Source organism: Carnobacteriaceae bacterium zg-84 (genome assembly GCA_013874835.1).
GTDB lineage: Bacteria > Bacillota > Bacilli > Lactobacillales > Aerococcaceae > WM01.
In genome coordinates this window covers 648,316-661,506 of sequence record CP059430.1, presented here as the reverse complement: position 1 = coordinate 661,506, position 13,191 = coordinate 648,316, and the positions used below count along the sequence as shown (strand labels likewise).

Sequence of the window (13,191 nt, the reverse complement as noted above, 5' to 3'; positions counted from 1 at the left end):
TTCTCTTTAATGATTTATCTGCTGTTCAACAGTATTTATTGCTTTTGAGAAAACTTCTTCTTTAAAGACATCATCATGTAATAAATCAGGAAAGAGCGTTCTTATCGTTGTATTTTTAAACAATGATTGCAGAGCCGTCTGATACTCTTTATTTTCAACACCATATTGTTGTATGTTCCCCCATTTTTTCTCCATGGATACATTTAAATTTAATGTATGTGTATGGGATGATAAAAATGTTAAACGATATATATACATAGCGTTTTGTGATAACACTTGTAATGCCTCATCTGTTTGTAAAAATTGTCGTAATTCTTCTGGAATATGTGCATGCTCTATGAAGTCGATCGATATAATTTTTGTTTGCTGTGAAGATGTTATTTCCTCTTTTTTTAGTAAAGATTGCACATCTTCTACAGTAGAGCATTCAGATAACGAAAGTGTCACATGTTCCCATAAAATTGTTTCCGCAGGAATAAATTCAAGTACTGCCTCTTTGCCTTTGTCTAAAGTCACAAGATATGCTCCCTTTTTTCCTGTTTCTTTGCAATTTAATCCTTGAATATTACCAGCATATACAATAGGAGGCTTTTCTTGTAAAATAGATCGTTTATGAATATGTCCTAATGCCCAATAATCATAGTGTTTACTGTTTAATTCACTTAAAGAAAAAGGTGCATACAATCCCTTTTCTGTTGCGATACTTTCTAATGCACCATGTAACACACCTACGTGGTAATCAACATTTGAAAACCGTACTGGATAATGCGTTACTTTTCTATCTTGCACATGTACATGATGATAACTAAAACCACTAAAGGCTACTTTTTCTTGAGATTTTGTCGTTAAAACAAATGTTTCAACATGTTCATCAAATACATACACTTTCTCTGGCAAAGCAACAATTTTAGGCAGACGTACATAATCGTGATTTCCATGGCATAGCACAATTTGAATATGATGATCCACTAATCGCTGTAATTGTTCCTTAAAAAATAACTGTGCAGACACACTTGGATATACACTATTAAAACTATCCCCTGCAATCACCACAATATCAACCTGCTGTTCAATAGCATACGTTACCAAATATTGAAAAGATATTTTACTCGCCTCTTGGCATTTTATCATCAACTCTGGAAAAATATTACGAATATGATGAAATGGACTATCCAAATGTATATCTGAAATGTGTAAAAATTGAATACTCATACAGTACCTTTCCGTTCCATATTGTAAGAAAAAAGAGAACTATGCGTTCTCTGGATGATATAATTCTGAAAGTGGTTTTGTAATAATACGATTTAAGTCTTCCATAAGAACACTTAATGTTTGCTCAGCTTTCACCAATTCCATAATATATTCATTATCTTGTGCTTTTTTAGATACTTCCTCAGCTTCTTTTAAATCTTCTTCTGTTGGCTGTGTACCTGTCATTTGCATTGTTTGGAATTTTTCTGTCAATGCTTTAAATGCTTCAAACTGTTCTTTTGCTTGTGCATTTCCTTCAATTTTTTGAATTACTTCTCTTAATGCATTCACTGGTTCTGATACACGTAAAGCACGTTCCAATTCGTTAGCAATATCATATAAATTTTGTGTCATAATAACCTCCAAAAATGTCCTTTATAAAAAAATTATACCATAAACACAACTAAATAGGTACTCTCATTCCTCGTTTAATGTTGTTGGACTTAATAATGGAATAGCACCTTCTTTTATGAGTTGATTATCACCCTGTTTTAAAAATAATGAATGCGGTGGTACAAATAAAGATTTTCCTTGCTCGAGTGTAAACTCAACCGCAATATGATGTGAACAAGTTTGAATACCACAGATTTTATCCGACAAACTTACAACTAACTCCATTTGTCGCTTTAATACTTGTTTATTAAAAAATGTTCCTAACGGATATTCTGTAATAATCAAGCCCTTTTCTTGTAAGCGTCTTTGTAAGAAAATATATTTTAAAGGATAGGACACATCACAACCTGTTGCCAAAACAGCAATACATTTTTTATGTGCTATTAACGTTTGTTCATATAATTGACCAATATGCTTGTCGCATAAACTACTCACAAATACGTCATAATGACTTTTCATTAACACATTTGAAAGCACTTGTTCACCATAGTGATCAAAATACCTAGAACTAAAAACACCTATCTTTTTATCCTTAAGCAAATCAATCTGTCCCTTACAAAACAAAACGAGAGGCGGTCTACGTGTTCGTAATAAATCTATCGGATAAACACTATCAAAAATCGTTATAATTTTTATTTGATGTTGTTGATACATTGCCCTAATCTGTTCAATCTGCTTTAAATCAACTAAAAACTGCTGTGCTTTCTGTTTATCCAACACATGATAAATGGCTGTTTGTATATGTTGATAGTGTAATAGACACTTCACCAAATCAATACCGTCTTTCCAAGTACCGTAAGACGCATGAATAAAAAGTAAAAGTACATCTTGAAACATTTCTTTTCTCCTTTTCTTTTTTATATACTATATATGCAAAAAACAACAATTTTCACTTTATTGGTGAAAATTGTTGTTTAACATCGTTTTAATCGGTTCAAAACTTTTACGATGAATAGGCGTTATACCATATTTTTCTAAACCTAATAAATGATCTTTTGTGCCATATCCAGCATTTTTATCAAAAGCATAATGTGGATAGTGTTGAGCATACTCACACATCATTCTATCTCGTGTTACTTTAGCGATAATACTTGCACAGGCAATACTATAACTTCTTGCATCACCTTTAATCAAACTTTCTTGTGGTAAATCATTTGTTAATGTCATCGCATCAATCAATAAGAAATCTGGTTTTATTGACATTTTATCAACGGCTTGTTGCATAGCTACTTTTGTTGCTTGATAAATATTTAATGTATCAATATCATTCGGTTCAACAATGCCAATACCAACACTAATTGCATTTGCCATAATCTCTTTATATAATTTCTCTCTTTTTTTCTCAGATAATTGTTTTGAATCATTCACTGATAAAATAAAGGTATCCATTGGCATCATAACACACGCTGCAACAACTGGTCCTGCTAGTGGTCCACGTCCAACTTCATCAATTCCTGCAATAGCTTTGTATCCATTTTTTGTCAATGCTTTTTCAAAAGATAGCATACTATCTAATTTTTCTTGAAGTTTCTTGAATTTTACTAGCTTGTCTTCCCAACTTTTTAACGCCTGTTGAACACTTTTTCTCTCATCTTGATACCATTCCACAGGTATATCCTGTTTATGTTGTATACTGTTCAATGCATCCTTAATTTGCGACGTTGTCCATTTTGTCATTACATATCCTCTTCTTCCAATAACATATCCGATACATGATCCAATGTATAGCCACCTAATTTGCCACTTCTAATATCAAAAATAATTTTTTCATTTGCTTTATCGTAATCGTCTTTTAGTCCCATACGTTCCGTCATATACATCAATAATTCTGCATTTGGTAAGTCTAAGTTTTCTTGGGTTAAACCAAATGATTTTTTGAATGATTCAGGATAATAACGAGCAAAAAAGTCAATCGCAAATAAAGACACATCTTCTAGTTGAAGAATCGTATCTTTAATGGCACCTGTTAAGGCTAATTTTTTCCCAATACTTTCATCCTCAAACTTCGGCCATAAAATCCCCGGTGTATCTAACAATTCAAATTCTGTTCCTAACTTTAACCATTGTTGTCCTTTTGTTACTCCCGGTTTATTACCTGTCACAGCTTTATTTTTTTTAATAAAGCGATTGATTAACGTTGATTTTCCAACATTTGGGATACCTAAAATCATCAATCGAATCGGACGTGATTTCAAGCCTTTTGCACGTAATTTTTCAAACTTTTCAGACATCATGTCTTTCAGTTTTTCTTGAATTTGTTTTAATCCTTTTCCGTCTTTTGCAGAAATAGTTAAAATATCAATACTTCGTTCTTTAAAATAGGATACCCATTCTTTTGTGAGTTTGTCATCAGCTAAGTCAACTTTATTTAATACTACAAGACGCTTTTTTTCACCCACAATCTCATCAATCATCGGATTACGACTTGAATAAGGAATGCGGGCATCCAATAATTCAATGACAATATCCACTAATTTTAATTTCTCGATTGCTTCCCTCTTGGCTTTTGCCATATGCCCTGGAAACCATTGAATTGTGCTCATATTTGCAACTCCTTTATTTACTGTTTCATCTACGCTTGTTTATTATAGCTTATGTTATTAGGAAAGGAAAATAAAAACAAATAGGATAGTCGTATTTTTAACGTATTCTTTGAAACTATCTTCTAAACATAAAAAAGTTCTCTGTCAAATAATATGAGTTAATAAAAACAAGAAATCTTTTTGTACTTTTCTCCCACTAAGAAAAATAACGTATGATTAAAAAATCTTCTATGCCTCTATTTCAATAAAACTTTATAAACACTATAAAATAATAAAAAGGTGTTGATAGCTTCCTTTTGGAAGCCATCAACACCAAAAAGTAGGAATGAATATGATCCATTCCTACCAAAATTTTTCTCAATATAATAAAATCAAAATTCAATCTTTTTAAAAGAATATTATCTTTTAGAATGAATATAAAAATTATATTCAGACGGTACACAATATGATTTTGTATAAACAGTTGGTATGCCCATTTCTGTATACATTACTTCATAAAAACAACACAATGAACTGCCTTCTGTAATCTCTAATCGTTTTGCGATACGACTTCTAACATCAATAACACGCAAATCAACATAAGACTCATTTGTCTTTTGGGCAATATAATTAAAAATGAACGTTTGCATGTCATCATAATTATTTAATGATATATTTTCATGTTGTAAAATATCATACGGTAAAAATATATCCATGCAACTGATTTTCTTATCATCGACACAATAAATCAATTCAAAGAGAACAACCAACTTTTCATTATCAATACGCAAAGTTTCACTAATAATTTTAGTTGCAGGTTGATAAGAAATATTTGTCAGTGTCCATTTTCCTTTTTCTCTCGAAAAGCGATCACAAATAACGGTCTTTTTTTCTAAACCTTCTGATGTTTTAGCAATTTTTTCTGTGACATAATTACCCGAGCCATGTTTATTAATGATAAGTCCGTCTTCTTGAAAAAGAAGTAACGCTTGTCGTAAAGTACCTCGACTAATGTTTAACATTTTAGCCAATTCGTTTTCATTCGGGAGTTTATCTCCTGGTAAATAATGCCCATCTGCCATCAAACTATATAATGTTTCATAAGCACTGACATATAAAGGGACTTTTGATTTAGATACTTCTGTTTGTTCTTTTACCATAATATAAACTCCTGTATTTTTTATTTTTGTTGCGAATCTGCCTTAATGACTTCTTTCATTGCTTCAATAGCAGTTAAGATCGCACGCTCTTCTAAATCACCAGGATATGTTTTTGCATCTGAACTATAATTTTTATAATTAGTCGCAGAAACAAGTACTGTTGCGGAACGACAACCTTCTATTGTTCCTGTCACAGAAAATAATGTTGCACTTTCCATTTCTGTACTTGTTGCACCACTTCGCTCATAAGCATTCCACTTATTAATTAACTCATAGCTAACTGGTTTTGTTTCAGGCTCTGTTTGTGTGTAGAAAGAATCTTTTGTAATAGACGGTGCAATATTATATTCATACCCCAACTTAATTGCTGCCTTTTCAAGTTCTTTCAATAAATAATAGTCCGGAACAGCTGGAAACTCAACTGGTGTGTAATGTAGACTTGTTCCTTCCATTTTAACACATCCATTAGGAATAACAACATCCCCCCTCTTCACTTTTGGAGAAACAGAAGCACATGTTCCTATACGTATAAATGTTTTAACACCCAATTTAGCCAATTCTTCAACTGTAATGGCTGTTGATGGGCCTCCCATACCTGTTGATGTAACGGTTACTTTTACACCGTCTAAATATCCAGAATATGTTGTATGTTCTCTATTTTGTGCAACTTTTTCGCTGTTTTCAAGATATTTTGATATTTTTAATGCACGTTCTGGAGAACCAGGTAAAAAAGCGTACTCTCCTACATCTCCTTTTTTTAATGCAATATGTAACATTTTCATGTTTTCGTCCATTATCATAACCTCACTTTTTCTTTATATATTTCATTGTTTGATTCATTATTGGTCCAGTCGTTACCATACCTATAATTGTTCCGATTCCAATATTGCTTCCTAATAAAAATCCTAATCCTACTAAAATCATATCTAAAATAATTCTAGCAATTTTTATTGGAACATGGCATTTATTTTTAATAATAATCATAAAAGCATCGACTGTTCCTTCACCTAAATTAGATGATACATATAAGCCCAACCCCATTGAAAATAGCACACAAGCTATTATCAAAAGTATCCACTGTATACTCCAATGAGTTGCTTCAAGTGGTAATTTCATAAACATATCAATAAATATGCCAACACATACCCCGTTTATCACTGTCCCTATTCCTATGCGGCTTTTATCTAAAGCAAACACAACAATCAATAACGATAACATAATTAGTTGAGAAGCAGTTCCCACACTAATGTTTACTGTTAAAGAAACGCCATTAGTAAAAGTAGTTAACGGATTAGCTCCTAGCCCAGATTTTAGAAAAAGCGCTATTCCTAAACTCATCACCAATAGTCCAGTGATTAGGTATATATATTGTCTAGTTTTACTCAATCTTTAGTCCACCAACTTTCCAAGTCCCTCTGGAGCTGTTGGTGTTTTTGATTTTAATCCAACGACTAACAATACAAATAATGTCGTCATATATGGTAAAAGCGATATTAAATGCGTTGGAATACTTGCATCAACTAATTTAAAACGCACTGCTTGCGCTGTTGAGAAAATAAAACTTGCACCTAGTGAGCCTAGTGGATGCCATCCACCAAAAATATTTGCCGCTAATCCCATAAATCCTCTTCCGGCAACCATATCTGTTACAAATAAATTATTTTGTGAAATAGATAAGAAAGAACCGGCAAGACCTGCAATCATTCCACTTATCATCAACGCAATATAGCGATAACGATTTACAGAAATACCTGCAGTTTGTACTGCATAAGGATTTTCTCCCATTGCTCGTAAACGTAGACCAACTTTTGTTTTATACATGATAATATATGTCGCTGCGACAATGATAACCATAAAGTACAAATATGGACTTTGATCTAAGAACAAACGGTTTATAAACGGAATATCACTCAAAATAGGAATAGTAACTGTAGGAACAGTTTGAACAGTTGTTGATAATCCTTCTGCATCCCATATCATTTTTAATAATACAGCCGTTACACCACTTCCTAGAAAATTAAAACCAACACCTACAACTGATTGTTGGGCACGGTAACGTAAAACAAATACACCATACAATAATCCCATCAATCCACCAATTACAATAGAGGCTATGACACCTATCCAAGGATTATTTGTTAAATATACGCCTAATACACCAAAGAAAGAACCAAATAACATCAATCCTTCTACACCAAGTAAAATAACACCACTACGTTCCGCAATAGTTCCACACAAAGCACCTAATACAATGGGAATAGATAGTTGAATAGCAAGATACAAAATATCGAGTACAAATGTGACATGATTCATTTTTTAATCATCTCCTTTCTTTTCGATACAAAACTAATAATTTTAGGTGCTGAAATGAATAAAATAACCAAACCTTGAATAACCACTATAATACTACTTGAAACAGCTGTTTCACGGCTCATTCTCAAAGCACCATTATCCATAATACCAAATAAGAAAGCTGATAAAATAACACCAAGAGGATTATTTTTCCCTAAAACAGCAACTGCAATTCCTGTAAAGCCAAACGAAGGAGAAAATCCTTCAATGAAACGATACTGCTTTCCTAACACTTCGGTAATACCTGCTAAAGAAGCGATACTTCCACTAAGTGCCATAGCAAAAATCATAGTTGCTTTACTATTTATCCCCGCTGCTTGTGCAGCTGATTTATTAGAACCTACGGCACGAATTTTATAACCAATACTCGTTTTCCATAATAAAATATAAATAGCTGCTACAACAATTAAAGCAATAAATAAAGCACTTGTTAGTTGTGTTCTTGGTAACAATTTTGGTAATTGAAACGATTCAGCAATCATTTCTGTTTGTGCCACAGTACCAGGTGCTTTTAAAGGACCGTTTGCTAAAAATGACGTAAAATGTTTAACGATATAATTCAACATAATCGCAACAATTACTTCGTTTATTTGAAATACAGCTTTAAAAACACCTGAAATAGCACCGATCAATGCTCCTGCTAAAATACCAGAGATAAAAATAATTGGTAAAGCAATGAACGGGCTCATATTTGGCATGGCTAAAGCAACGATAACAGATACCATAGCAGCAAAAGTTAATTGCCCTTCTGCCCCAATATTAAAAACACCACTTCTAAAACCTACAGCAACAGCTAAACCTGTAAAAATGAGCGGAATGGTTTTACTTACTGTATTGGCAATATCACGAGGGCTACCTAATGCTCCTGCTAGCAATGATTGATAAACTTTAACAGGATTTTCTCCCATAACAGCAATAACAATAGCACCAATGACTAATGCCACAACAATCGCAAATAAAGATACTGATAAGTCATACCATATCGAATATTTCATAAATGTTTTTTTAGTCATGATGATTCACCTACTTTCTTATTTCCTGCCATAAGATTTCCAATATGCTCTTGATCAAATGCATCACGCGTTAAAATATCTTGGAATTCTCCCTCAAACATCACACCTATACGGTCACTTAAATTCATGACTTCTGTCAATTCAGCCGAAATGAGTAAAATCGCTTTTCCTTCATCACGTAGTTTTAATAATGTTTCATGAATAAACTCAATCGCACCAACATCTAATCCACGAGTTGGTTGACAAGCCACTACTAATTTAGGATGTCTACTCGTTTCTCTGGCAACAACAACTTTTTGCTGATTCCCACCAGATAATGTTTTAATTGGTACAGATGCATTTGGTAAACGAATATCAAATTTTTCGATCAATTCGTTGCTATACTTATACAATTCTTTTTCTTGAACAACTCCATTTTTCACAAACGGCTCACTATCTTGAAAACCTAATAGAATATTTTCTAAAACAGAAAAATCTGGTAAAATAGCACGTTTAAAGCGATCTGATGGAATATATCCAATCCCTAATTTTTTCCGTGAAGCCGGATTTAATTGACCAATATCTTGTTGATGAAACATCACTTGATTTTCTGATGATTTAATCAATCCGACAATTGACTCTTCTAATTGAAGTTGTCCATTTCCTTCAACACCTGCTACACCAAAAATTTCACCTGCTCGAATAGAAAATGACACTGTTTTATTCGTATGAGATAATAGTGGTAACGCATTCACTTCTAACACGACATCACCTTGTATCTCTTGTTCAACCGACTGAATAATCGTGACATCGCGTCCCACCATAGCATTCGCTAATTTTTCCGTATTTGTACTATTTTTATCAATAGACGTGATGACTTTACCACGTCTTATAACCGTAATTGTATCGGCTACTTCCATAATCTCATTAAGTTTATGTGTGATAAAAATAATTGTTTTTCCTTTTTCTTTTAATGAACGAATCATATCGAATAATTCTAATACTTCTTGTGGGGTCAATACAGCAGACGGTTCATCTAATATTACAGTATCAGCACCTCGGTATAATGTTTTTAATATTTCTACCCTTTGCTTCATACCGATAGATAAATTCGCAACTTTTTCATTCAAATCTAATTGGAAACCATATTTTTCAACTAATGCACTGACTTCCTTATAAGATTGCTCTTTATCAATAAAAAAGTTACCGACTTCTTTTCCTAAAATAATATTTTCCAAAGCAGTCATTTGTTCTACCAACATAAAATGTTGATGTACCATTCCGACACCATATCTATAGGCATCCTCTGGATTGTGAATGACAGCTTTTTGTCCATTGATATAAATCTCACCTTGATCAGCTTTATGTAATCCAAATAAAACATTCATCAATGTTGATTTCCCTGAACCATTTTCTCCTAAAATACTATGGACTGTATTTTCTTCAACTTTTAAAGTAATATTGTCATTTGCCAATACTCCGGGAAACTGTTTTGTAATGTTTCTTAATTCAATAGCATAAGCCATTTTATTTCCTCCTTTACACGAGAGGTTCTGTTATTTTCCTAATTGATGACTCTCAATAAAACTGTCTACTTTATCTAATGCAGTAGGCACTTCAATTGAACCATCAATAATTTTTTTCTTAATGTCATCAACTGTTTTCACAATATCTTCAGATACTTTGATATTACTTTTATCTAATGTAATACCAACACCTTCTTGTTTCAAACCAAGTGTATTAATACCAGGTTTATAAGCATTTTCTACAACACTTTTAATTACTTCGTAAGATGCTTGATTTGCTAATTTCAACATACTTGCCATAATATAGTCTGGTTTAATTTTATTTTGATTTGAGTTAACTCCCATGCTAAGAAATCCTTTTTCTTCAGCTGCTTGGAATAATCCCATACCTGATGCACCTGCTGCATGGAAAACAATATCTGCATTTTTACTGTGCATTGTTTCTGCGATAACTTTTGCTGTAGATGGATCATTGAAGCTACCTGCATAATCAACTAATACAGTTAAGTCTTTATCAACATATCTTGCACCTGCTGTATATCCTGCTGCAAATTTATTAATAAGAGGACTTTCAACACCACCAATAAAACCAATTACTTTTTCTTTATTCAACATATTAAGAGTGCCTTCTTTTTTTACAAGCGCTGCCAATGCACCTAATAAGAAAGTACCTTCTTCTTCACGTGATACATAACAAGAAACATTTGGTAAATCTACTTGAGCATCAATCAAAGCAAATTTTTGTTCTGGATAATTTTTAGCAACGACTTTTATAGCGTCAACTTGTTCAAATCCTACGGCAATAACAAGTTGATATTTACCAGAACTTGCCATTTCATCTAATGTAATTTCTTGGTCAGAAACAGATTTTGGTTCTACATAATCAAACTCAACGCCTAAGTCATCTTTAGCACGTTTTACACCTTCAAATACTAAATCATTGAACGACTCTCCCCCTAATCCAGCAGTCGTAAATACAACGCCTACTCGTACAGATGATTTTTCATTTTTATCAGACATCATTTTTGTATCCGTTTTCTCACTTGATTGTGAAGAACACGCTGCTAATACCACAACCAATAATGCAATTACCACTTTATAGACCATTTTTAAAGATTTTGACATAATTATTCTCCTCTAAGTTTTTTATTATCCAATGAAATCACATTGTCTAGATACATAACAATATAGTGCCTCCTCTCATTTTCTCTCAATGTCATTACTCGGATAATTTGTCTAACAAAATATAAAATTGGTTGAACAACTTTATAAAGTGATAGTACCACTAGTGACAAAGGATGTCAACACATTTCTGATAACGCATACAAAAAATATCAAAAAGAAACAATTTATATAAAATACGAGATAATATAGCACAAAAAAGTGCTAATGCTTTTTTACAGGCTGTATAATTTTTAGGGTTGATGGCATAAGCCAACAACCCTAATTTTATGTAGACAAAAAGGCAATTTTCTCTTAAATTAAAAGTACGACCAAATAATAAGGAGAAATTGCCTATGTCTAATATAACAGAAATCTTACTACAATTAAAGGATAAAAACATCACATTTGATCATGAAAACGTATCAGAGTGTGACATTCGACATAAAAAATCATTAGTCTTATACGGTAAATTAACCTATACACCAGATTGTTGCCCAAATTGTCACGCAACCAATGGCATTGTAAAAAATGGGACACGTCAATCGCGACTGTCTTTATGCCAAATTTCAGGACTAAACGCCTATTTATCACTCACTAAACAACGTTTTTATTGTAAATCCTGTCAATCATCATTTACAGCTGAAACACCTATTGTGGATAAGCATTGTTTTATCACAAACCGTTTAAAACAAAAGATAATGGATACTTTAACAGAAACCATTTCAGAAACCTACATCGCTAAACAACACAATGTATCTGTACATACGGTCAGACGTATTGTAGATAAGATCGCCTCTACTTTAAAAGTAAATCACAACACACAATTACCTCAACACCTATGTTTTGATGAATTCAAGTCAGTAAACTCTTCTGATAGTGCCATGAGTTTTATCTATTGTGATGCACTGACTCATCAACTGATTGACGTTGTACACGACCGTAAATCCAGCACGCTATTAGACTACTTTGCTAGATACGATACCCAGACAAGAAAAGCTGTTAAAACAATTACGATTGATATGTTTCGCCCCTATATTCAGATAGCCAAGCAAGTATTTCCTAACGCACATATCATTATCGACCCTTTTCATATTGTACAAGCATTAAATCGTGAGTTAACAAAACACAGAGTGCATGTAATGAAAGCTTTACATCAGAACAATCGCCGTTTATACAACAAAATGAAACGTTATTGGAAGTTGTTTTTAAGTAACACAGATACACTAAGTAGTTATCCTTATCACCGTTTTCCACTGTTTGATTGGATGACACATACACAAGGGATAGTCGATTATTTATTGGAACAAGTCCCCGAACTAAGAGCCACATACGATGTCGTTCATCAATTGAGAGATGCTTTACATAATAAAGATTTTGACCGATTTGAAGAAATACTCATATGGGCTAAACAGGAAGCTATTTCTCCTGGTTTACGTAGAGTATTAAGAACTTTCAAAGGGTATTTACCCTATATTAAAAACACCTTTATCTACCATCATTTGACTAACGGTGCACTTGAAGGAATCAATCATAAAATTAAAGTACTTAAGAGAAATGCCTATGGTTATCGTAACTTTTCACATTTTAGAAATCGTATTTTATTAATCTGTAAGTTATATGTACCATACACCGTACCATCTACTTCACTAGTTGCTTAATAGTTTAAGTCAAAAGTGACGTACGAATAGCTCCTTCCCCGCACAACGTAGGGGAAGAGAAATGTATCGTGTACATGTCGGTGAGCCGTACATCACTTTGTGACTTAAACTAAAAAGATAGTGACGTAACATTCGTGACATCACTACCTTTTTTGAGTCATCAACCCTATTTG

General features: G+C 32.9%; 13 protein-coding genes. 1 reads left to right on the top strand and 12 read right to left on the bottom strand.

What is annotated here, in order from left to right:
- Positions 1-6: 6 nt before the first annotated feature.
- The 12 genes from H1220_03265 to H1220_03210 all read right to left on the bottom strand — a co-directional run bounded on the left by H1220_03265 (position 7) and on the right by H1220_03210 (position 11,321).
- Complete coding sequence (locus H1220_03265; protein QMI86381.1) at positions 7-1,212, bottom strand: DNA repair exonuclease; 1,206 nt, start codon at positions 1,210-1,212, stop codon at positions 7-9.
- 39 nt (positions 1,213-1,251) lie between these two features.
- Positions 1,252-1,605 (bottom strand): YlbF family regulator, encoded by a 354-nt coding sequence (locus H1220_03260; GenBank protein QMI86380.1) that lies wholly within the window; start codon positions 1,603-1,605, stop codon positions 1,252-1,254.
- Between the two features lie 63 nt (positions 1,606-1,668).
- On the bottom strand, positions 1,669-2,481 hold the full coding sequence (locus H1220_03255) for a DNA-protecting protein DprA (protein QMI86379.1): 813 nt from the start codon (positions 2,479-2,481) through the stop codon (positions 1,669-1,671).
- Between the two features lie 57 nt (positions 2,482-2,538).
- Complete coding sequence (locus H1220_03250) at positions 2,539-3,321, bottom strand: ribonuclease HII (protein ID QMI86378.1); 783 nt, start codon at positions 3,319-3,321, stop codon at positions 2,539-2,541.
- Positions 3,321-4,187, bottom strand: a complete 867-nt coding sequence (gene ylqF / locus H1220_03245) for a ribosome biogenesis GTPase YlqF (GenBank protein ID QMI86377.1) — start codon at positions 4,185-4,187, stop codon at positions 3,321-3,323. The genes H1220_03250 and ylqF overlap by 1 nt, the downstream gene beginning before the upstream one ends.
- Positions 4,188-4,585: 398 nt before the next feature.
- Complete coding sequence (locus H1220_03240; protein QMI86376.1) at positions 4,586-5,326, bottom strand: GntR family transcriptional regulator; 741 nt, start codon at positions 5,324-5,326, stop codon at positions 4,586-4,588.
- Positions 5,327-5,346: 20 nt separating this feature from the next.
- Positions 5,347-6,120, bottom strand: coding sequence for a nucleoside phosphorylase (locus tag H1220_03235; protein ID QMI86375.1), 774 nt, complete (start codon positions 6,118-6,120; stop codon positions 5,347-5,349).
- Positions 6,121-6,130: 10 nt separating this feature from the next.
- Positions 6,131-6,664, bottom strand: coding sequence for a YitT family protein (locus H1220_03230; GenBank protein ID QMI86374.1), 534 nt, complete (start codon positions 6,662-6,664; stop codon positions 6,131-6,133).
- 51 nt (positions 6,665-6,715) lie between these two features.
- Positions 6,716-7,639: an ABC transporter permease gene (locus tag H1220_03225; protein QMI86373.1), complete on the bottom strand. Its 924-nt coding sequence runs from the start codon at positions 7,637-7,639 to the stop codon at positions 6,716-6,718.
- Positions 7,636-8,691 carry an ABC transporter permease gene (locus H1220_03220; protein QMI86372.1) on the bottom strand — a complete coding sequence of 352 codons (1,056 nt, stop codon included), beginning with the start codon at positions 8,689-8,691 and terminating at the stop codon, positions 7,636-7,638. Before H1220_03220 ends, H1220_03225 begins: the two co-directional genes overlap by 4 nt.
- On the bottom strand, positions 8,688-10,196 hold the full coding sequence (locus H1220_03215; GenBank protein QMI86371.1) for an ABC transporter ATP-binding protein: 1,509 nt from the start codon (positions 10,194-10,196) through the stop codon (positions 8,688-8,690). The genes H1220_03220 and H1220_03215 overlap by 4 nt, the downstream gene beginning before the upstream one ends.
- Positions 10,197-10,226: 30 nt before the next feature.
- Positions 10,227-11,321 (bottom strand): BMP family ABC transporter substrate-binding protein, encoded by a 1,095-nt coding sequence (locus H1220_03210; protein QMI86370.1) that lies wholly within the window; start codon positions 11,319-11,321, stop codon positions 10,227-10,229.
- Between the two features lie 392 nt (positions 11,322-11,713).
- Between H1220_03210 and H1220_03205 the strand changes: the two genes are divergently transcribed.
- On the top strand, positions 11,714-13,018 hold the full coding sequence (locus tag H1220_03205) for an ISL3 family transposase (protein ID QMI86369.1): 1,305 nt from the start codon (positions 11,714-11,716) through the stop codon (positions 13,016-13,018).
- The last annotated feature ends 173 nt before the right edge of the window (positions 13,019-13,191 follow it).